This window comes from Enterococcus sp. AZ177 (genome assembly GCF_050544585.1).
Lineage (GTDB): Bacteria > Bacillota > Bacilli > Lactobacillales > Enterococcaceae > Enterococcus_L > Enterococcus_L plantarum.
Map to the genome: position 1 here is coordinate 2,270,176 of NZ_CP172944.1, position 20,971 is coordinate 2,291,146.

19 protein-coding genes, 2 tRNA genes and 2 other annotated features are annotated in these 20,971 nt (G+C 36.1%); of the genes, 7 read left to right on the forward strand and 14 right to left on the reverse strand.

Annotation, left to right across the window (positions count from 1 at the left end):
- Positions 1–38 precede the first annotated feature (38 nt).
- The 5 genes from mnmA to IGJ34_RS11100 form a co-directional block, all read right to left on the reverse strand.
- Positions 39–1,163 carry a tRNA 2-thiouridine(34) synthase MnmA gene (mnmA, locus tag IGJ34_RS11080; RefSeq protein ID WP_069655135.1) on the reverse strand — a complete coding sequence of 375 codons (1,125 nt, stop codon included), beginning with the start codon at positions 1,161–1,163 and terminating at the stop codon, positions 39–41.
- Between the two features lie 209 nt (positions 1,164–1,372).
- The gene (locus IGJ34_RS11085; RefSeq protein ID WP_430597467.1) at positions 1,373–1,714 is read right to left on the reverse strand and encodes a DUF1831 domain-containing protein; all 342 of its coding nucleotides are present in this window, start codon (positions 1,712–1,714) and stop codon (positions 1,373–1,375) included.
- Positions 1,715–1,796: 82 nt separating this feature from the next.
- Positions 1,797–2,942 (reverse strand): cysteine desulfurase family protein, encoded by a 1,146-nt coding sequence (locus IGJ34_RS11090; protein WP_430597468.1) that lies wholly within the window; start codon positions 2,940–2,942, stop codon positions 1,797–1,799.
- A gap of 84 nt (positions 2,943–3,026) precedes the next feature.
- Positions 3,027–3,923: an EamA family transporter RarD gene (rarD, locus tag IGJ34_RS11095; RefSeq protein WP_430597469.1), complete on the reverse strand. Its 897-nt coding sequence runs from the start codon at positions 3,921–3,923 to the stop codon at positions 3,027–3,029.
- Positions 3,924–4,010: 87 nt separating this feature from the next.
- Positions 4,011–4,976: a ribose-phosphate diphosphokinase gene (locus IGJ34_RS11100; RefSeq protein ID WP_069655131.1), complete on the reverse strand. Its 966-nt coding sequence runs from the start codon at positions 4,974–4,976 to the stop codon at positions 4,011–4,013.
- Between the two features lie 244 nt (positions 4,977–5,220).
- Between IGJ34_RS11100 and IGJ34_RS11105 the strand changes: the two genes are divergently transcribed.
- From IGJ34_RS11105 to IGJ34_RS11120, 4 genes are all read left to right on the forward strand, one after another.
- Positions 5,221–6,414 carry a serine hydrolase domain-containing protein gene (locus IGJ34_RS11105; RefSeq protein WP_069655130.1) on the forward strand — a complete coding sequence of 398 codons (1,194 nt, stop codon included), beginning with the start codon at positions 5,221–5,223 and terminating at the stop codon, positions 6,412–6,414.
- A gap of 281 nt (positions 6,415–6,695) precedes the next feature.
- Positions 6,696–7,451 (forward strand): metal ABC transporter ATP-binding protein, encoded by a 756-nt coding sequence (locus tag IGJ34_RS11110; protein ID WP_111247237.1) that lies wholly within the window; start codon positions 6,696–6,698, stop codon positions 7,449–7,451.
- The gene (locus IGJ34_RS11115; protein ID WP_069655128.1) at positions 7,448–8,305 is read left to right on the forward strand and encodes a metal ABC transporter permease; all 858 of its coding nucleotides are present in this window, start codon (positions 7,448–7,450) and stop codon (positions 8,303–8,305) included. The genes IGJ34_RS11110 and IGJ34_RS11115 overlap by 4 nt, the downstream gene beginning before the upstream one ends.
- Positions 8,302–9,231: a metal ABC transporter substrate-binding protein gene (locus IGJ34_RS11120; RefSeq protein ID WP_430597470.1), complete on the forward strand. Its 930-nt coding sequence runs from the start codon at positions 8,302–8,304 to the stop codon at positions 9,229–9,231. Before IGJ34_RS11115 ends, IGJ34_RS11120 begins: the two co-directional genes overlap by 4 nt.
- Positions 9,232–9,273: 42 nt before the next feature.
- On the opposite strand, the gene IGJ34_RS11125 is transcribed toward IGJ34_RS11120, so the two are convergent.
- The 7 genes from IGJ34_RS11125 to IGJ34_RS11155 all read right to left on the reverse strand — a co-directional run bounded on the left by IGJ34_RS11125 (position 9,274) and on the right by IGJ34_RS11155 (position 17,077).
- Positions 9,274–10,812, reverse strand: a complete 1,539-nt coding sequence (locus IGJ34_RS11125; protein ID WP_430597471.1) for an ABC-F family ATP-binding cassette domain-containing protein — start codon at positions 10,810–10,812, stop codon at positions 9,274–9,276.
- A 590-nt stretch (positions 10,813–11,402) separates the two neighbouring features.
- A complete protein-coding gene (locus IGJ34_RS11130) occupies positions 11,403–12,599 on the reverse strand; it encodes an amidohydrolase (RefSeq protein ID WP_430597472.1) in 1,197 nt (398 codons plus the stop codon).
- A gap of 15 nt (positions 12,600–12,614) precedes the next feature.
- Positions 12,615–13,448, reverse strand: a complete 834-nt coding sequence (locus IGJ34_RS11135) for a MetQ/NlpA family ABC transporter substrate-binding protein (RefSeq protein WP_430597473.1) — start codon at positions 13,446–13,448, stop codon at positions 12,615–12,617.
- A gap of 23 nt (positions 13,449–13,471) precedes the next feature.
- Entirely contained in the window at positions 13,472–14,152 is a 681-nt protein-coding gene (locus IGJ34_RS11140; RefSeq protein ID WP_069655122.1) for a methionine ABC transporter permease, read from the reverse strand.
- Positions 14,153–14,179: 27 nt separating this feature from the next.
- On the reverse strand, positions 14,180–15,250 hold the full coding sequence (locus IGJ34_RS11145) for a methionine ABC transporter ATP-binding protein (protein ID WP_206834402.1): 1,071 nt from the start codon (positions 15,248–15,250) through the stop codon (positions 14,180–14,182).
- Positions 15,247–16,095, reverse strand: coding sequence for a MetQ/NlpA family ABC transporter substrate-binding protein (locus tag IGJ34_RS11150; RefSeq protein ID WP_206834404.1), 849 nt, complete (start codon positions 16,093–16,095; stop codon positions 15,247–15,249). Before IGJ34_RS11150 ends, IGJ34_RS11145 begins: the two co-directional genes overlap by 4 nt.
- Before the next feature lie 66 nt (positions 16,096–16,161).
- Positions 16,162–16,413 (reverse strand) — a binding site (T-box leader).
- Positions 16,414–16,516: 103 nt separating this feature from the next.
- Positions 16,517–16,752 (reverse strand) — a binding site (T-box leader).
- A gap of 64 nt (positions 16,753–16,816) precedes the next feature.
- Complete coding sequence (locus IGJ34_RS11155; protein ID WP_430597474.1) at positions 16,817–17,077, reverse strand: zinc-ribbon domain-containing protein; 261 nt, start codon at positions 17,075–17,077, stop codon at positions 16,817–16,819.
- Positions 17,078–17,267: 190 nt separating this feature from the next.
- Between IGJ34_RS11155 and IGJ34_RS11160 the strand changes: the two genes are divergently transcribed.
- Positions 17,268–17,340 (forward strand) — tRNA-Thr (locus IGJ34_RS11160).
- Between the two features lie 83 nt (positions 17,341–17,423).
- Positions 17,424–17,918, forward strand: coding sequence for a GNAT family N-acetyltransferase (locus tag IGJ34_RS11165; protein ID WP_430597475.1), 495 nt, complete (start codon positions 17,424–17,426; stop codon positions 17,916–17,918).
- 48 nt (positions 17,919–17,966) lie between these two features.
- Here IGJ34_RS11165 and rpoN read toward each other — a convergent pair whose 3' ends face one another.
- Positions 17,967–19,292, reverse strand: a complete 1,326-nt coding sequence (rpoN, locus tag IGJ34_RS11170; RefSeq protein WP_430597476.1) for an RNA polymerase factor sigma-54 — start codon at positions 19,290–19,292, stop codon at positions 17,967–17,969.
- 59 nt (positions 19,293–19,351) lie between these two features.
- Between rpoN and IGJ34_RS11175 the strand changes: the two genes are divergently transcribed.
- Positions 19,352–19,423: transfer RNA gene (locus IGJ34_RS11175), tRNA-Arg, on the forward strand.
- Positions 19,424–19,972: 549 nt separating this feature from the next.
- Here the strand turns inward: IGJ34_RS11175 and IGJ34_RS11180 are convergent.
- A complete protein-coding gene (locus IGJ34_RS11180; RefSeq protein ID WP_430597477.1) occupies positions 19,973–20,950 on the reverse strand; it encodes a hypothetical protein in 978 nt (325 codons plus the stop codon).
- Between the last annotated feature and the right edge of the window lie 21 nt (positions 20,951–20,971).

The following is a 20,971-nucleotide window of genomic DNA, read 5'->3' on the forward strand; positions in this document are numbered from 1 at the left end:
TTTTTCGGGATTAAACACTCCTGTCCCAACCGCTTTGATTAAATATATTGCAATATTTTTTCTTCTTGATAGGCTTGGTCAATCAAGCCACCACCAAGACATTCCATGCCATCATAAAAGACGACTGCTTGTCCTGGAGTGATGGCACGAACAGGTTCAGAAAAAATCACTTTCGCTGTCGCTCCGTCACCAGTTAACACAACTTTGACTGGTATATCCTCTTGACGATAGCGGAATTTCGCCGTACATTCAAATTCTCTTGGCATTTCTGTATCGACTGTGAAATGGATTTCACTTGCGTCTAAATGCGTTGCATATAATTGTTCATGATGAAACCCTTGTCCAACATATAATGTATTCGTTGCTAAGTCTTTTCCCACTACAAACCAAGGTTCTTGTGAACCTTTGCCACCGCCAATGCCTAAACCTTGACGTTGCCCAATGGTATAATACATCAAACCATCATGTTGTCCTTTGATTTCACCATCTAAAGTCACCATATTTCCTTTGTTAGCAGGTAAATAGGTACTTAAAAATTGCTTGAAGTTCTTTTCTCCAATAAAACAAATCCCGGTTGAATCTTTTTTCTTCGCTGTTGCTAAATCAGCACGTTCAGCGATTGCTCGAACTTCTGATTTTTCCATACCGCCTAAAGGAAACATGGTTTTAGCCAATTGAGCTTGAGATAATTGACTTAAGAAATAAGTTTGGTCTTTATTGTTATCTATACCACGCAACATACGTACGGTGCCATCTTCTTTTCGTTCTACTTGAGCATAATGTCCAGTTGCAACATAATCTGCGCCTAATTGCATGGCATATTCCAAAAAGGCTTTGAATTTGATTTCTTTATTACACATCACATCAGGATTTGGCGTTCGTCCCAAGCGATATTCTTTAAGGAAATACTCAAATACGCGATCCCAATATTCTTTTTCAAAATTTACAGAGTAATAAGGAATACCTATTTGATCGGCAACTTTTGCTACATCTTTGTAGTCTTCGGTAGCTGTACACACACCATTTTCATCCGTGTCATCCCAATTTTTCATAAAGATACCCACAACATCATAGCCTTGCTCTTTTAAAAGCAGTGCTGTAACAGAAGAATCTACGCCTCCGCTCATGCCCACAACGACACGAGTTTTGCTGTTATCTGTCATTTGATCACCATCATTTCAATTTAGATTCTGAATGCATCTACGATTTGAAGGTCGTAACTTTTCAGTGATACTTATTATACTAGGATTTTGGAAGAAGTAAAGGTATTAAGAGAATACAACGTCCTTCTTTGCAAAATCTTTCTTCATTTTGATAGTAAAAAAATAAGACTCGATCTTTTTGACCTTGTCTTATTTTCAGGATTTGAACATTACGCTTTCTCAAACACACCGCGGTTAATCATACCATCCATCAAGAAATAAAACTTCTCTTGACTCATTGCATGAGATTCACTCTTAAAGATATTCATTGCTTTTAATCCATTTGCAGTTGTTACTGACATTTTCAATGTTTTCAGATCTTCAGCAATCGTGATTTTTAATTTAAATCCTTCTTTACTTTGGGGTGTCCCATCTAATGGACGAATCAATTGAAAATTTCCTGAATTTGTTTCAGTGAAGCCATTATCTTTCAGTGTGTATTTTTTTGCTTGTTCATTTACCTTATAAAATACCGTACAACCTTCGACTGTTGCCTTTTCTTTAAATGCCATTTTTCCACCTCTTTATTTTTTGTCTCTTCTATTATAATTGGTGCGCTTTCTTTTTACTAGTTCTAATCTTATTTTTATTGCATTACTGTTTAATTTTTTTGATTGTTTCGATCAATAGCGCTACGAAACGTTGAATTTGTACTTCATCATTGCCTAACCCAAAACTGATCCGAACAGATTCCTTGATTGCAGGATGGTTCTCGCCATACATTGCTTCTAAAACATGAGAAGGCTCTACTGTGCCAGCCGTACACGCCGATCCCGTTGAGATTGCCACACCTTGAAGATCTAAATGCATCAATAACAGCTCGCTTGAGACACCTGAAAACCGTAAGTTTAGAATATGAGCTAATTTATTTTCAGGATTGCCATTGACCTGATACTCAATCTGAGCTTGATCTAGTTGAGCTAAAATCATTCGCTCAAAATCAGCATATTTTTCATGTCGTTGTTTTTTTTCACTATCTGATAAAAGCTCAACCGCTTTGCCCATACCTGCAATGCCAGCTAAGTTTTCCGTTCCTGCCCGACGTTTTTCTTCCTGCTCGCCACCATGTAAAAATGAGGGCAACGAAATGTTGTCATTTTTAAATAAGAAGCCCACACCCTTTGGTCCATTGATTTTATGAGCAGAAATACTTAATAAATCAATCCCTAATTCGTGAGGTGAAATCTGTTCAGAACCATACGCTTGTACGGCATCTGTATGAAAAATCGCTGGATGTGATACTAGTAAAGCGCCGATTTCTTTGATTGGGAGCAAATTACCGATTTCATTATTACCGTACATCACAGAAACCAATGTTGTATCTTTTCTTAAGGCATTCTCGAAATCTGTGATAGACAATTCTCCACGTTCATCAACAGGTAAATAGGTGACTTCAAAACCTAATTCTTCCAAATATTTCATGGTTTCCAAAACAGCTGGATGTTCGATCGCCGTTGTGATCAAATGCATCCCTTGATTTTTTCTAGAAAGCGCCGTTTCGATGATTGCTGTGTTATCCCCTTCAGTCCCACCACTATTAAAAATAATTTCATGAGGGCTCACTTTAAGACTAGCTGCAATCACTTGACGGATATCTTCTAAGGTACGATGTGCTTTTCTACCAAATGTATGGATACTAGATGGATTACCAAATGTGTTAGCCAATTCACTGGCCATTATCTCAATAACTGCTGGATGCGCTGGTGTTGTTGCTGCGTGATCTAAATAAATGGGTTCCACTAAACTCGTCCTTTCTGAATCCTTTTTAATGGGATTAGTTTAACATAACTAGAAATGTTCCTCAAAGATTGATTCTTAAGCTTCTCACTTGGCGAACCGTTTTTCCTTGCGATACGTGTAAATATTGCCATACGTAAACACTGCTATCGCTAACCAAATAAAACCAAAGGCGATAAATTGCTCTGCTGAATAGGGTTCATGGTATAAAAAAAGTGCAGATAGCAACATGATTGTTGGGCCTATATATTGAATGAATCCTAGAATAATGTAGGAAATTTGTTTTGCTGCTTGTGCAAATAGCAATAATGGAATAGCCGTCACGATGCCTGCTCCCATCAATAATAAATTAGTAGACAGTTCATAGTGCATAAATCCTTGGCTTGAAAAGAAGACTAAATAAATGACCGCTATTGGCAAAATAACCACTGTCTCAATGGTCAAACCCGTATATGAACTTACGGTTATCCCTTTTTTGATCAACCCGTAAAAACTGAAGGTCACCGCCATAATTAATGGCGCATATGGAATTTCTCCTGTTTGAATCGTTAATAACAGAACACCGAACAGTGCTAACCCACATGCAATCATTCCCGAACGACTCAATTTTTCCTTCAAGATCAATGTTGCTAACAACACATTCACTAACGGATTTATATAATAACCTAAGCTAGCTTGTGTAACATGTCCTTGGCTAACCGTATAAATAAAGGTAAACCAATTTACTGAAATCAGCATAGCGGCGCAAATAATAGCGAATAATTTTTTCTTATCTTGTAATACAACGTTAACTTCTGCTAAAAATAATGACCATCTTCTAGTGATCAAAATATAAAGAATCATAAAGACAAATGACCAAACTATTCGATAGCATAAGATATCCAACGGATCGACTGTAGGTAGCAATTTCCAGTAAATTGGGATGATCCCCCAAAATATATACGCAATAAATCCAAATAAGATTCCTTTTTTCTGTTCCTTCACATGTACAACTCCATTCTATTAAATGATAAAAAGAAGCCCAGTATAAAACAATAACTGAACTTCTTTCTTGATTTAACTCAATCGGTCTTATTTCTCTTCTAAACGAAATAGTGGACTCATCGGCGTATTTTCGTGGATTCGTTTAACTGCCTCACCCATAAGCTCCGCACAAGAAACGATACTTAAAGCATCAGGTTTGCGGTCCTCAGAAATGAAAACAGAGTCCGTTACACAAATTTGCTCGATCGGCGATGCATCTAACCTCTCTTTAGCCCCTTTAGATAGTAAACCATGAGACGCACAAGCATAAATAGATTTGGCGCCATTTTCTTTTAAAATCTTAGCAGCTGTTGCCATAGTACTACCGGAATTTAAAATATCATCGACTAAAATACATGTCTTACCTTTGACTTCTCCGATAACGTAACCTGAACGTACACCATCTACTTCATCTTGATCAATAATTGCAAGTGTCGCATCTAAATATTCCGATAAACTTCTAGCACGCTGCACCCCACTATTTTTAGGTGAAACAACCACGATATCGTCACCTGTCAACTGTTGCTCACGATAATTGTGCGCGAATAACGGCATTGTGAATAGATTGTCTACTGGAATATCGAAGAATCCTTGGACTTGAACAGTGTGTAAATCCAAGGTCAAGACACGCGTTGCTCCGGCTTCTTCTAATAAATTGGCGACTAATTTTGCGGTAATAGGTTCTCTTGGCTTAGCCGTACGATCTTGTCTAGCATACCCATAATAAGGCAGCACTACATTGATTGTTTTAGCACTTGCTCGTTTTAATGCATCAATCATGATCAACAATTCCATTAAATTATCATTAACTGGAAGGTTGGTTGACTGAACAAGAAAAACATGGTCCCCACGAATACTCTCTTCAATATTGATTTGAATCTCTCCGTCACTAAATTGGCGCACCGTACTTTTTCCCAGTTCAGTCCCGACAACTTCAGCAATTTTCTCCGCTAAAGGGCGATTGGCATTCAAACTAAAGATTCGTAATGTTTTATCCTTGTATTTTTGGGTCATGATTTCCTCCGTGATCTAGGTATTTTTCTTTTCCTATAGTTAAAAACTTCAGTTTCTATTTTAACATTGATTGCTAAAAAAATCATGAATCTTTTGCTTTCTTGTGAAAAATAATTGAAAATCTATCGACTTTTAAATGAAGAATAGTTGTGCTTACAAAACTGTTCGTAAAATCTTATAGGATCATCTTGTGTTTCAACAAAATATAAGTAAAATAAATTAATAATCGGAGGTGCCTGAACTCATGCATTACAAAAAACATCATAAAAAAAGAAATTCTTTTATCCCTGCATTCATCATTTTAGTTTTGATTCTTTTGGTCATGGTAGAATGTTATCTTTTGTTCTATCAAAACCAGCCTGATTCTTCATCGCAAACCAACTCAAGCGAAACAAGTATGATGACTGAATCTTCTCCTTCAAATACCCAAGATATAGAGCAAACGAAAAACTTTAATCAAGAAGTTCAACCCAGTTCAGATTTTGCTGAAGAACTAAACCAAAAACTAGAAGATATTCAGTTTACAGGTACAGCTTTAATTATTCACAACGGACAAATCATATTGCAAAAAGGCTTTGGCTATGCCAATGTTTCTGAAAGTCGACCGAACACTTATGACGCTACCTTTCAAATCGGTTCGATTCAAAAAGCTTTTACCGCTTCACTTATTTTAAAGCAAGTTCAAGCGAGAAAACTTTCGTTGGATGATACTTTAGATCAATTTTATCCTACAATTCCAGATAGCCAGAAAATAACCATTCGCCAATTACTCTCAATGACTTCCGGATTAGAGCAAAAGGTCAAGCCTACTATTTTGATGACGGATGATGATTTCATTCAGTTTTCTATTGCCAATGCCACTATGGGCGTTTATGGAAAATATAAATATGAAGGAGTTAATTACTCCATTTTAGTTGGTATTCTAGAACAAGTGACTGGTCAGTCTTATCGAACTTTATTTACGCAAACCTTTATTCAAGGACTAAATTTGTCTCATACATGCTTTTATGATGACTTTATACACTCTTCGAATCGAACCTATGCGTATAAACCAGCGTCTGGTAAAGATTTTGGCACCCAAATCAATGACAATCCATTAACATTTGATCAAGAAGTTGGAACAGGAAATGTTGGCATGACCGTCGGCGATCTTTATTTATTTTACTCTGACTTATTTGAAGGAAAAATTATTGACCAACAAATCATGGAAGAAGTTTGGACTCCTGAAACTGAAACAAAATATATGGGCGGATTATACAATTTCGCAACCCATATCAAAGGACATGGTAACGAAGCAGGTTTCGAATCAAATGCAATGTTCTCAAAAGACCGAAAAAATGCAGTCATTTTATTATCAAATCAATACCCAAAAAATGATTCCCATTCGAAATTAGCTGATTCAATTTTCGACTTATTAGAATCCGATCAAAGCGAATAATTTTACTATAAAGAAGTTGAGAGAGACGTAATTAACTCCGAAAAACAAGTAGATGCTGTATAATATCAATACGTCCCTCGTTGTGTTTTTGAGCTAATTTCCGAAGGCGTTGCTTTTACTTATATCGTTTATTTGAATTCTTTTAGGCTGAGATATGACTCGTAGAGTTGTATCCGGCCTCTTTTTTCGTTTATTTTTAGGCGAACCTAAAAAATGGATTGATTTTATTTTAAGTTTATCTTATACTGATTTTAAGGCAAACCTAAAAAGGAGGTTTTTTTATGTCTATAAATAACAATAATGTTACAATCAAACAGTTAACAGTTAGTTATCAAGGTCAAAAAGCGCTAACTGATATTTCTTTAAACATTCCTGCTGGAAAAATAACGGGGATCATCGGTCCAAATGGAGCCGGAAAGTCAACATTTCTAAAGGGATTGCTAGGTCTACTTAAAACAGACTCCAGAACTGTAGCAATTGGAGAGCAACCTCTGGATACACAGAAAAAGAGAATCGCTTATGTAGAACAACGGAGTGCATTAGACCTTTCTTTTCCAATCAATGTTATGGAAGTCGTTCTCTTAGGAACATATCCGAAACTGGGTTTGATGAAACGACCTAAAAAGAAAGAAAAAGAACAAGCTTTGGCAGCCCTCAAAACCGTTCAGTTGGAGGCATTTGCCAAACGTCAAATCGGTGAATTATCCGGTGGTCAATTACAACGAGTATTCATTGCGCGCGTTCTCGCTCAAAAAGCAGATGTCATCGTCTTGGATGAACCCTTTGTAGGCATCGATATGACCAGCGAAAAAGTGATCATGGATATTCTAAAACAATTAAAAGATGCCGGAAAAACGATTTTGATCGTTCATCATGATCTTCACAAAGTTGCTCATTACTTTGATAATGTGATCATTTTAAAGAAAAAATTGATTGCTAGTGGTCCTGTTGCAACAACGTTTACAAACAAAAATATTCAATCAGCCTATGGTGACACAATGGGTGATATTATGATCAAAGGGGTGGCTGACGCATGATTGCAAATTTTATTGATGGTTTGGTTCGTTACCAATTTTTACAAAATGCTTTGATCACCTCGATCATCGTTGGATTGGTTTCAGGAATTATTGGTTCATTTATTGTTTTACGAGGAATGTCTTTGATGGGAGATGCAATTTCTCATGCCGTACTCCCAGGAGTAGCAGCTTCTTATATGTTTGGGGTCAATTATATTTTTGGGGCATCGATTTTCGGTATTCTAGCTGCTTTATTGATCGGATTTATCACTCAAAAAAGTCAGTTAAAAAACGATACAGCTATTGGGGTTGTCTTCAGTTCATTTTTTGCTTTAGGAATTATTATGATTTCTTTTGCTAAAAGTTCGACTGACCTTTATCATATTCTCTTTGGGAATGTTCTAGCTGTTCGTGATTCTGATATATTGATTACTGTGATCGTGGGGATTATCGTATTGATTTTTGTCGGAATCTTCTATAAAGAATTACAAATTACTTCTTTTGATCCTACAATGGCACAAGCCTATGGATTAAATGTTCAATTTTTCCACTATGCTTTAATGTTTTTATTAACGCTCGTTGCTGTTTCATCTTTACAAACAGTCGGAACGATTTTAGTGATTGCTATGCTGATTACTCCTGCCGCTACCGCTTACTTGTTGACGAATCACTTGCCTACTATGATTGCCTTAGCTTCTCTTTTCGGAATTCTAAGTTCGATTATCGGCCTATTCTTTAGCTATTCGTACAATTTAGCATCGGGGGCTACGATCGTTTTAACTGCCGCAGCATTTTTTATTATTGCCTTTCTATTTTCACCAAAAAAAGGACTATTTTTTGTCAATAAACAGAAAACGGAGGAACCAACTTTATGAGAAAAAAAATACTTTTTATCACTGCTCTAGCCAGTTTATTTTTACTAGTCGCTTGTCAACCTAACTCTGCCAATACTTCAGAAAAAGAAAAGATCAACGTTGTTGCCACGAACTCGATTCTTGCCGATATGGTCGAAAATGTTGGAGAAGATTTAGTTAATCTCCATAGTATTGTGCCGGTCGGAACAGATCCACATGAATATGAACCCCTACCTGAAGATGTGGCTAAAGCTTCGGAAGCTGATGTTTTATTCTTCAATGGGTTAAACTTAGAAACAGGTGGTAACGGTTGGTTCAATAAACTAATGGAAACCGCTAAGAAAAAAGAAGATGAAGACTTTTTCTCTGTAAGTAAGAAAGTCGAACCCATGTATTTAACGAGTGCTGGAAAAGAAGACGAACAAGATCCACATGCATGGCTAGATATTCAAAACGGGATTGCTTATGTAGAATCGATCAGAGACACATTGAGTAAAAAAGATCCAAAAAACAAAGAAACTTATGAAAAAAATGCTAAAGAATACATCGAAAAGCTTAACACTCTAGACAAAGAAGCCAAAGAAAAATTCGCAGATATTCCCGAAAATCAAAAATTACTCGTTACCAGTGAAGGGGCTTTTAAATACTTCTCTAAAGCATATGGACTGACTGCTGCTTATATTTGGGAAATCAATACAGAAAGCCAAGGAACACCCGATCAAATGAAACAAATCATTGATCAAATCCACAAAACAAAAGTACCTGCTTTATTTGTTGAAACAAGTGTCGACAAACGTAGTATGGAACGAGTATCAAAAGAAACATATTTGCCAATTTATAGTACGATTTTTACTGATTCTATTGCTAAAAAAGGGGAAGATGGCGATAGCTATTATGCAATGATGAAATGGAATTTAGATAAAATCCATGATGGGTTAATGAAATAAAAAAATTGCTTCTAACGGTCTAAATTGTTAGAAGCAATTTTTTTATTGTATCATTTCCTCAATATTGATCACACGGTCTGTAATATCAGTATAAAACTCCTCCTCATGTGAAACGATGACAATCGTTCCCTGAAATTGCTGAATCGCTTGACGTACGCTTTCTTTTGCAGCTGCATCAATATGGTTCGTTGGTTCATCTAAAAAAATAAGATTACTAGACTCCATTGTCAACTCACATAGCTTCACTTTCGTTTGTTCCCCTCCGCTTAGTAGACGCAATTGTTGATTCACTAATTTGTCTGGTAAGCCACATTTCGCTAAATACGTTCGAATTTCTTTCACTGTTTTTTTTGGAAAGCAATTACTTAAAAAAGCAAGGGGTGTTAAATAATCATTTTCCCAAAGTAAATCTTGTGAAAAATAAGCAATTTTTGTGTTTGCAGGATAGTGATATTCTCCATCGATTGGTTTGATCTTTCCTGTCAACGTTTTGATCAATGTCGATTTTCCTATGCCATTAAATCCTTTGATTGCCACTTTTTCACCACTGTGGACAGATAGATTAATTGGCGCTAATAATGGTTCAGTGTAACCAATCGTCAATCCACCTGTAATCAGGGACAAGCTGGCAACGATTGGTTGGTAAGGAAACTGAATCTGTGGTTTCATCAAACTGCCTGGAGGTGCCATTCGTTCTACTCGGTCTAATTGTTTTTGACGACTTTTCGCCATTGTAGCACGATTTCCAGCTTTGTACTTCCGAATATACGCTTCGGCTTTTTCGATTTTCGCTTGTTGCACATGGTATTGTTTTAAGTAGCTTTCTTTGTTTTGTTCTTTTTGAGCAAAAGATTTTTCAACATTTCCTGTATATTTCGTTAATTTAGCAAATTCAATATCACAAATACAATTCGTTACGGCATTTAAAAAGTGATAATCGTGAGAAACTAAAATAAAGGTTCCATCAAAATCATTTAAATAATGGATCAACCACTGAATATGAGTGTCATCCAAGTAGTTTGTTGGTTCGTCTAATAATAAAACATCTGGTTCTTCTAAAAGTAGTTTCGCTAAAATAACTTTAGATCGTTGTCCTCCACTCAATTCTTTCATTGGTCGTTCCAACCCGATTGCTTCAATACCCAGACCATTTGCAAGATCGTTGATGATTGTATCGATTTGATAAAAATCACTTTCATCTAGCTGTTTTTGCAAGTTCCCTGCTCGCTCTAATAATTTATCTGCACCATTCTCACCAAATTCTGTGTATAAATCATTGATTTTTCCTTCAATTTCGTATAATGGCTTGTATGCTTGGTGTAAAAATTCGTTAATCGTACTATTGCCAATCACTTCCACATATTGATCTAAGTAACCGATTTTCGTATTGTTTTGCCACGTGATCGTTCCATCATCCGCTAAAATTTCCCCTGTTAAAATCTTGATTAAAGTAGATTTCCCTACACCATTTTGACCTGTTAACCCCATGTGATCCCCTTTATTGACACGAAGTGATGCATCTTCATAAAGAATTTTCTCCCCAAAACGTTGGGTTAAATGTTCGATTGTTAATAAACTCATCTTTCTTCCTCTTTTCGTTTATTGCAAAGATTTTTCTGCTCTCTTTGCTTCTCTTTAATGGTAAATTGTAGTAATTATCTGTTTTATTGATTCAAAATTAAAATTGTTTGCTCCAACGTTCTCGTACGTTAGGCTGAAAGGTATTTGCTTATCCAGACAAAAAAACAAGCAATCAAATAGGTCCCCCTATCTCATCCCTTGTCAGTATCAACAAAGGACAACGTACGAAACACGTTGTCCTTTGTTCAGCGTTATAAAAATCAAGTTCATCGCCAAAAACAACACAAAATAAGACTACAGCTTAGTCTCAAAAATTCAGTATTGATTTAGACGATGAAGGGTTCATTTTATTAGGCTCCACAACAATGCTTCATCACATTCATTTGTCGGGAGCTGCTTCTTTTCACAAATTTATCTGAAAGAAAAAACATTCTTAATCACCTTTCTTTACAAAAATAGTTTAACATAATTGTTTTGAAATGCAAGAATAGTGCTATATCTGATCACTAAACCTGTCTTCTTACCTCACAAAATGAAAAAGTATAAGATTGAACGTCAATTACTCTTAAAACCTTATACTTTTATAAAAATTATTCAAAAGAATGTAAATAGGTCAGTGCATAACGCACATGAAATTCTGTTGCTAACGCCAATCCAGCTTCATCAATATCAAATTTTTCATGATGATGGCCATATTGTGTATCCGGATTATCTAAATTTCGAGTTCCTACTCGACCATATACGCCTGGTGCTTTCTGTAAAAAATCAGCAAAATCATCAGCGCCTAAACTCTTTGTATGATCGGTCACGACATTTTCACTGCCAACAATTTCAGCTGCTACTTTTTGAGCTAACTCTGTTGCAGTATCATCATTGATCAACGGTCCTGCCGCATCGTAGATATGGAAAGATGAAATTTTAGTCCGATGAGCTTCAGCAATTTGATGCGCAATCTCTTCCACACGTTTTAAAACAAAGGCGCGCGTTTCGTGACTAAAAGCTCGAACTGTCCCTTCGATTTTCGCATGGTTAGCCACAATGTTATATCTAGTGCCAGCGTCAAGCACACCAATACCGACCACGATTGGATCTAGGGGACTAACTTCTCTTGCAGCAATTTTTTGTAGTTCAACTACAATACTTGCTGCAGCTAATACAGCATCCCGTCCAACATTCGGTTGTGCCACATGACTGCTTAACCCTTCAACTTCAATCTTGAAAATATCACAAGAGGCATTAGTCGCACCTTTAGTCGCAACCAATTTCCCTACAGGAACACTTGAATCTAAATGGATGCCAAAAACCTGATCGATATTTTCAACAAAACCGCCAGCGACAAACTGACAAGCGCCAGCGCCAATTTCTTCTGCAGGTTGAAACGCTAATTTGATTGTTCCAGCAAAATCGTCTTTATGGTTTTTCAAGACTTTAGCAGCGCCTAATAAAGCTGCAGTATGACCGTCATGACCGCATGCATGATTCAAGCCTGGATATTTAGATTGATACTCTTTTCCTGTTGCGTCTTCTAATTCCAATGCATCAATATCGGCTCTTAAAATGATTGTTTTACCAGGCTTTTCTCCAACGATTGTTCCAAGTACGCCAGTTTTTCCGACTTCTTCAAAAGGAATGTCAAGCTTATTTAATTCTGCTTTGATTCGTTTGATTGTTTCAAATTCCTTTAAACTAGCTTCTGGGTACTGATGAAAATGTCGTCTTAACGCAATCACTTCATCTGCATATTGTTGAATTTCTTCTTTGATTGATTGTTTTGTCAATGTAGTCATATGATCATCCTCCTTTTAGTTTCTGCCAAATGTTTCCCAAGCTGGAATACTTGAACCTTTTGATGTTTCTTCAATAACTTTTTTCGTTTCTTCTTGTTGATAAACATCAACTACTTTATTGTATGTTTTATTGTCTTTGTCCGCTTCACGGGCAACAATGATATTGACATACGGTTTTGATGTTTCATCCACAGGTTCTAAGAAAATTGCATCTTTCGTTGGGACAAAGCCTGCATCAACAGCCATTCCACTATTGATGACAGAAGCGTCGATATCTTGTAGCGCCCTAGCTGTTTGAGAAGCATCTAATTCTGTGATTTTTATGTTCAATTTATTTTCTGTTACGTCACTTACAGTGGGTGTTTGTTTTTTAGCAGGGTCCACTTTGATTAGTCCCGCACTTTGTAATAACAATAATGCTCGTCCGCCATTTGTTGCGTCATTTGGAATCGCAATTTCAGCGCCATTTTTTAATTCCTTGACGTCTTTGATTTTAGAAGAATAGATACCTAATGGTGCACTGACTGTATGACCAATTGAAACAAGCTCTGTTTTGTGTTCTTTGTTATAGTTATCTAAGAAAATCTGGTGTTGGAATGAATTCAAATCAATTTCTTTTTCTGCTAAAGCAGCATTGGGTTGTGTATAATCAGAAAATTCAACAAGTTGAAGGTCAATTCCATCCTCTTTCAAACGTTCTTTGACCGATTCTAAGACGTCATTATTTGCACCAACAACACCTATTTTTACAACTTCATTCTTTTCTTCTTTAGCACTTCCAGCAGAACATCCTGCCAATACAAACCCGATAGTTAACGCTAAAACGATAAATTTAATTGTCTTTTTCATGTACATTTCCTCTTTTCGTTTTTTTAATGTGATGTTTTCTTGATCAATGCGTTACTTATAAACTGACTGGCAAAAACTAAAACTAAGATGATCAATGTTGCCACAATTGTCACATCTGTTTGGAAACGATTATAGCCTCTTGTGATCGCCAAATTGCCTAGACCACCAGCACCAATCGCACCAGCCATTGCTGTTAACCCAATCAAGTTGATGATCGTAACAGAAGAAACGCGAATGATGCTTGGTAAGCCTTCAATTAAGTACACCCGAAAAATGATCCCTAACGGACTCGTTCCCATTGATTCTGCGGCTTCTATCACTCCTGGATCAACTTCTAATAAGGCATTTTCGATTTGACGTGCGAAAAATGGAATCACCCCAATCACCAGCGGCACTAAAGCAGCCGTTGTCCCAATCGTTGTTCCTGTTAAAAAACGAGTGATTGGCTGAATCAATGCCAGCATGATGATAAAGGGGATAGATCTAAAAATATTGATGATTTTTTCTAAACTATTGTAAAGAATGCGATTCATTAAAATGCCGTCTGGCCCTGTTGCAACCAGTACAACACCAAGTAATGTCCCCAGAATTCCAGCAATAATAGCTGTCCAAAAGACCATATATAAGGTTTCAATTGTGCTGTTGATAAACTCTTCTTTTAGTGATAAGACATTTGGAAAATACCGTTGTAAAAAATCTTGCATTTCAGTCACTCCTTCTCGCTGTTCTGTTTAGATAACATGTACTGGTATGATTTTGTCTTCTGATCCGCTATTTTTTAAGACTTTGATTTTCACGTCTTGTGCTTGTAAAAACGTCAATGCTTTTTCTCGTTGAATTTCTTCTCCCGAAAGAATAACGATCAAATTGCCGATGGGAACTTGTTGTACTATTTCTACATTGCCATATAAAATATTCGTGACCACATGATATTTGCTGTAAAGTTGAGCAATCAGCGGCTCACTTGTTTGCTCTCCTACATAAGAAAATTCTACTAACACTTCATCTCCACTTAGTTTAGTTAAACTTGGATGTTGAATAATTGTTTCCAATGCCTGATCAATATGCGTTGCTGTTCTTATGAAGTCCTTCGTCAAGGCTTCTTTAGGTTGACTGAAAATCGACACAATATCATTCTCTTCAATTACTTGTCCATCTTCCATCACAGCTACTTTGTTACAAATTTCTTTTACAACTTGCATTTCATGCGTGATCAAAACAATCGTCAACCCCAACTCTTTATTTAACTTCTTCAATAAATCTAAAATCTGAATCGTTGTTTTAGGGTCTAATGCGCTTGTTGCTTCGTCACATAATAATATCTCTGGATCATTCGCTAAGGCTCTAGCAATGGCTACCCGCTGCTTTTGTCCACCAGATAATTGACTAGGATAGGCCTCTTTCTTCTCTGAAAGTCCTACTAAATCAAGCAATCTTTCAATTTTTTCTTTCCGTTGCTGTTTTGACAATCCAGAATACTTTAAGGAAAAATCTACATTGGCGAAAATTGTTCGTTCCTTCATCAAATTAAAATGTTGGAAAATCATCCCAATTTTTTTTCGCTGTGCTCTTAATTCTTTTGGTGAAAAACCAAGAATATTTTTATTGTGGATAATAACTTCTCCAGCGGTTGGTCTTTGCAGTAAATTGATCACCCGGACTAAAGTGCTTTTTCCAGCTCCTGAATACCCCACGATTCCAAAAACATCTTCTTTTTCAATTCTGAGGGAAACCTTCTTGACTGCATCGATTTGCTGTTTTTTCTGAAAAAAAGTAACATCTATATTCTTTAATTCGATCATTTTTGCTCCTCCTGTAATTCTTTTGGGATAAACCAGTAATTTCCTTGATTAGTTTCCTTTAAGTAGTGTTTGAACTCATCTGAGCGATAGGCTTTAACTATGGCTTTTGCCCAATCAGTCTCTTGATTTTTTTCGTCGACCGTCGCAACCAATTCATAGTCTTTTAACACGTCTTCTGAAAGTAAACTGTCCTTTGGATCAAGTTTAGCACTGTAAACAATACTTCCTGGAATTACTGCGTATTCTAAATCTGCTAAACTCCTCGGAATTTGAGCCGATGACATTTGGATAAGTGCTAATTTTTTAGGATTGCTGACAATATCTTCTTTTGTTGCTTTGACTGGATCGATGCCTGTTTTCAATTTGATCCAGCCTGCCTTTTGCAAAAGATTGAACGCTCTCGCAGTATTTGAAGCATCATCTGGAATACCAATTTTGTCTCCTTCTTTTACTGTATCCAAAGTGCTTCTATTTCCCGGAAACAGCCCTGCCGGAACGGTAGGAAGTGCTGTTATCCCAATCAAGTGGGTTCCTTTATTCTCGTTGAAATTATTTAGATAAGCAGTATGCTGATCAACATTTAAATCAATCGTACCTTCTGCTAAGGCTACATTTGCTTGAATCAATTCTGTAAATTCCGTTTGTTCTATTTGATACCCTTTGTTTTCTAAAATGGGTTTGACAGCTTCTAAAAATAATTCGCTATACGGTCCTGGTGAAGTCCCAATTCGAATCGTTTTACCCTCTTTTTCTTTATTCACAGCCGAATCTTGATTCTTACCACATGCCGTAATTGTTACTATTCCCAGCAAAATCAACACTATACTCAAACACTTTTTCTTCATGTATCGTCCCCTCCATTATTGTCATATATAAAAAGAAAAAACGCCCTCAAATGTATTTATCATACATTTGAGGACGCTTTTGCGTGCTACCACCTCTATTTGATATCCACTCACGTCGATATCCTCATCAAGTACGTCGATCAATGATCGATTATACTTTAGCACATTAACGGGTGCATCCGTCGCTGTCTTATGAATCACTCACTCGAAGCGCTGCTCAATGGCCATTTTCCAGATTTCGTTTATCACTTGTTTTCAGCTACCCAAGCTCTCTGTTAGATATCGTTTCATCTGTACTTTCCATCTCATTGCTTTATTTATTTAGTTAATTTTAAGGGTTAATACGTCCTTCGTATGTCTTGTACGAAACCTCTCATTTGTATCGATAAACATAAAAATAGCCCTCTACCAGCTTCTGCTAGTAAAGGGCGAATAATCGCGGTACCACCTTTGTTTTAAAGTAAGTCATGCTTACTTTTCTTAGACCAAGTCTTATAACTTGTCGCTTTGATAACGGGTGCTTTCCCGAAGCTGCTTACGTATCAACAGCTTGTCCTCTTGAGGCCATCTTCAACTCTTATGCGCTTATCTCTTTTCACCAACCGAGACTCTCTACTAAAGCACGTCCAAATTTACTCTTCTCTTCAACGGATTATTATTCATTTGTTGTTACGTTGTATTTTACTGGAAAGTAAATTACATGTCAAATGTTTTTTTATTTTTACTCTATAATTGTTTCAGTGGAATTCACTAAGTATTGCGCCAAGATTTCTTTAGACAATTCTTTTCCATATCCACAAATTGGACACAGCAAGTAATGACTAGATGATGTGGTAAAAATTGGAATCCAAAATAACGTAAATTTTCTTCCGATTTGTTTTCCTTGCATAACCACTTCATTATTACAATGGCTACAGTCACATTGAATCACTGTATCGCCTAACGCTCTCTCAAATCCTTTACTACCCCAAACAATAAACATATTTTTTTCTCCCCTTTATTTTAGTTTATCAATAGGTATTATCCAATGTCAATAGGATGATACAATATAGGCTCGGATTAGACCTTCGTTCTATAACACTCTATTAAACTATTTGATCTTCTTTTACAAGTGAAAATAGATTGACAAACATTAGTTTCTAAGGTAATCTGGTATCTGTATTATTAATAGTGCCGCCTTAGCTCAGCTGGTAGAGCACCACCATGGTAAGGTGGGGGTCGACGGTTCGAATCCGTCAGGTGGCTTACAAAAAACTGTACCCGATTTATTTGGATATAGTTTTTTTCTATTGAATTACCCAAACTTTTAAGTGAAATAGGTGAAGAGAATGACCCATTCAAAACAGTTAACCTTCGAGTTCTATCAAAAAGATGATCAAGAACTTTATTCTGTACTCACAAAAGAGATTCGAGTCATGCGCTACATCACTGAAAAAGCAGAACCTGAACAGGACGTTATTGAAAACTTCAAAAAAATTTCAGCTTATAATCAGGGACACCACGATCAAACCGGCTACTACAAATTCTTTGACAAAGAAACGTATATCGGTTTTGGTAAGTTATCTTGGGATGAAGAACACAAAATCGAGATAGGGTATATGCTTTTACCTGAGCACTGGGGGAAAAGATACGCCACACAAGTCATCGCTACTTTACTACGTATAGTTGAACATTCTGAACGATTATCTGAATCCACTGTTTACGCCATAATTGATCCTAAAAATGGTGCCTCAAAACATCTATTAGAAAAAAATCACTTTGTCTCCATCTGGCAAGGAATCGAAGAGGGATTACCTTCTGAACACTTGATCTGGCAACCATAAAAAAGCGTCTAACCCTTTGAGTAGAACTCGAGAGTTAAACGCTTTTTCTTAATTATCATATCGTTTTCGTTTAGATGAAGCGGGTATTCCTAATGCTTCTCGATATTTTGTAACAGTACGACGAGAAATTTCAATTTCTTGTTCCTTTAGTAAATCTACTAGTTTCTGATCTGAGAGTGGCTTGGCTTTGTTTTCGCTGTCCACTAAAGCTTGTATTAGTTTTTTGATGCTACTTGTTGACGTTTCTTCTCCAGTGGTTTCGTTTGACAACCCATTTGAAAAAAATGACCGTAGCTCAAAAACACCAAATTCTGTTTCTAAATATTTACCATTTACAGCTCGGCTAACGGTTGATTCATGGATATCCAAGGCCTCTGCAATTTCTTTTAGAGTCATTGGTTTTAGCGGTCTGTCTTCCTTAAAAAAGAATTGTTGTTGGCGCTGAACGATTTCTGTTCCGACTCTTAAAATAGTATCACCACGTTGAAGGATCGTTTTTTCTAACCATTCAAATTCATTTTTCTTTTCCTTGATATATTCTTGGACTTCTTTGTCATCGGTTGCTTCCATTCGCTCAAAATAGGCTTGTTGAAATTGAATCGTTGGAGTACCTGTTCTATTAGATATCACGTTTAGTTGATTCTCTTTGATTCTCAAGGTTAAATCGGGACGAATATACAGTCCCAATGTTGACTCGAAAATGCTTCCAGGAGCTGGGTTCAATGTCTGAATATAATCAAAAATCGTTTGAATTTCTGACATCTCTACTTCAAATTTTTTAGCAATCAAGCTCCACTTACGATTAGCCAAATGATCAAATTCTTCCTCAATTACAATATAGGCTAATGCTGGTGCCGTATCGTCCCGCTCAACTTGCAGTAACAAACATTCACGTAAATCTCTTGCACCAACACCTGCTGGATCTAATTGCTGAATCAGCGTCAATGCATCTAGCATTTCAATAGATTTTGCTCCTGTTTTTAGCGTTGCTTCATCTAAATCAATCATTAAATATCCATTTAAATCAATATATTCGACTAAAAATAAAACCAATGTTCGTAGATATGTATCACGATAATTCAAGTGGATTTGATCGATCAAATATTCAAAAAGTGATGTGTGATTATCTGGAATTTGATTTAGATAGTTATTTTCTTCGTTGCTATACGTTTTGTTACTAGAACTCGGAAAATCTCCATAGTTGGTCTCTGTTTGGATGTCGATCAAAGGATTTTCTAATGACTTGGCTTCTATATAGGCAAAAAGTTCTTCTGAATTGTATTGTAAAATCTGGATCGATTGTTGTAATTGTTGCGTCATTGCAAGCTTTTGGACTTGTTTTTGTTGTTGCGATTGATGTTGTTCAAATTTCATTATTTTTGTCCTCCCCCTTGTAATTTATCGAAATATCAGCTAAACTAGTAAACGTGCTTGCGCCCTTAGTGTAGTGGATATCACGTAAGATTCCGGTTCTTGAGACGGGGGTTCGATTCCCTCAGGGCGCGTCTTTATTCTTAGATAATTGCTTTACTACTACATGTAGAATTATAGCATAATTTAAAATCAGATGTCGCAATAATCATGAGAACTTGACCTTAAACACTACAAGTAAGTAGTGTTTTTTTATTTCTATCAAACTCTTCTTAACAATAAGATCTAAATTGCAAACGTCCCTTCAAAATTCTCATTTATTTGTCGATATCATCTAAAAATTGATAAAAAACTATCTTTTTTTATGCTACTATATTTTTTTAATCATTCTAATCGTTAGGTAGTGAATAGTATTGAGTCAGCGCCATCAAAGATTATTAATTTCTTCACTTCTTTTAACCCTCGCAGAATTTATCTTGAATCGTTATGTTATTCAATTTACGTCTGTTGATTATCAGCTTGTCTTTTTGATTTTCGTTTTCATTCAAGGAGGGATCTTTTTCTATTTTCTACTTTCATTTTTACTGCTCTTATTTATTCATTATTTGACTAAAAACTAAACATGCAGTTAATGTATATCAAAAAAGAGTAAAGGAATTTTCAGCCCTTTACTCTTTTTCTCTCTATAAAACCATCTTTTCTAATTCAAAACGTATCTCACTTTGAATCTTCTGGATTTTTTCAATTTCTAATTGTTCCTCTTCAACTTGATACTTCTGTGCAATTGAATGGTTGTAAGAGCTCACATAACTCACAGCCCACAACCTTGGATCTTCAATGATTTCATCTGCCAAAGGATAAAGTAATGCAAAATGCAGACGAATCTCTTCCATAATGTCTACTAGTAAAATAGGATCATCGTTAATTAATTCTTTTTCTAAAAACAATAAGATTCTTTGATACGCGGCACTATCCAACGGCGTACCAACAGAAGCTGGAACAACGGTATATTTTTTGTTATCTCGCCAAAAAAACTCAACTTCTTCTTTAACATGAAGGCGGACAAGTTCTTCAAGTATCCAAGATCGAACCAAATTATGTACCTGCACATCTACTAATATCTTTTTTCCAATTACAATAAATTCTTCTTGAGGCAATTGCCCTGCTTTTTTTACAATTGCCATCTGCTCATAGTAATTGTGTTTATTTAACTGTTGTAATTCTTCTTTTAATTCTTTGATTTTTCCTACTTCAAATTGCTGATACATCAGTTCAACGTGTCGGATTTTCTTCTTTAAAGAAATCAACTTTCTCATTTCTCCGCTTTGCTCCATCAAAATTCGTTCATTAATGATGCTATGTGCTTGAATAAACAGATGATTTTGAATCAAAATTTGAATGTAAATTTCTACATAATCTAAGTAAGCAAAATATTTTTCTTTCATTTCTGAAGCTAATGATAATGCTTGCTCGTTTTCACCTATTTCTAAGTACATGTTTACCAACACTAAATTCAATGTAAAATCTTGTCTGATTGCATACGCGTGTTCATAATAATCCACAGCGCCAATCAGATTATTATTTTTTATTGCTTCTTGTCCCAACTCAATAAACCGTTCATAGTTCTTTGGAAATGGAATTTTATTTGTCAAAAGAAACACCACCTTCCTAATGATTATTTC

Coding starts and splice junctions, on each gene's coding strand:
- IGJ34_RS11140 (WP_069655122.1), bottom strand. CDS start 14,152: ATGCAAGATTTTTTACAACGGTATTTTCCAAATGTCTTATCACTAAAA.
- IGJ34_RS11115 (WP_069655128.1), top strand. CDS start 7,448: ATGATTGCAAATTTTATTGATGGTTTGGTTCGTTACCAATTTTTACAA.
- mnmA (WP_069655135.1), bottom strand. CDS start 1,163: ATGACAGATAACAGCAAAACTCGTGTCGTTGTGGGCATGAGCGGAGGC.
- IGJ34_RS11155 (WP_430597474.1), bottom strand. CDS start 17,077: ATGTTTATTGTTTGGGGTAGTAAAGGATTTGAGAGAGCGTTAGGCGAT.
- IGJ34_RS11150 (WP_206834404.1), bottom strand. CDS start 16,095: ATGAAGAAAAAGTGTTTGAGTATAGTGTTGATTTTGCTGGGAATAGTA.
- IGJ34_RS11110 (WP_111247237.1), top strand. CDS start 6,696: ATGTCTATAAATAACAATAATGTTACAATCAAACAGTTAACAGTTAGT.
- IGJ34_RS11105 (WP_069655130.1), top strand. CDS start 5,221: ATGCATTACAAAAAACATCATAAAAAAAGAAATTCTTTTATCCCTGCA.
- IGJ34_RS11120 (WP_430597470.1), top strand. CDS start 8,302: ATGAGAAAAAAAATACTTTTTATCACTGCTCTAGCCAGTTTATTTTTA.
- rpoN (WP_430597476.1), bottom strand. CDS start 19,292: ATGAAATTTGAACAACATCAATCGCAACAACAAAAACAAGTCCAAAAG.
- IGJ34_RS11135 (WP_430597473.1), bottom strand. CDS start 13,448: ATGAAAAAGACAATTAAATTTATCGTTTTAGCGTTAACTATCGGGTTT.
- IGJ34_RS11145 (WP_206834402.1), bottom strand. CDS start 15,250: ATGATCGAATTAAAGAATATAGATGTTACTTTTTTTCAGAAAAAACAG.
- IGJ34_RS11130 (WP_430597472.1), bottom strand. CDS start 12,599: ATGACTACATTGACAAAACAATCAATCAAAGAAGAAATTCAACAATAT.
- IGJ34_RS11085 (WP_430597467.1), bottom strand. CDS start 1,714: ATGGCATTTAAAGAAAAGGCAACAGTCGAAGGTTGTACGGTATTTTAT.
- IGJ34_RS11125 (WP_430597471.1), bottom strand. CDS start 10,812: ATGAGTTTATTAACAATCGAACATTTAACCCAACGTTTTGGGGAGAAA.
- IGJ34_RS11100 (WP_069655131.1), bottom strand. CDS start 4,976: ATGACCCAAAAATACAAGGATAAAACATTACGAATCTTTAGTTTGAAT.
- IGJ34_RS11165 (WP_430597475.1), top strand. CDS start 17,424: ATGACCCATTCAAAACAGTTAACCTTCGAGTTCTATCAAAAAGATGAT.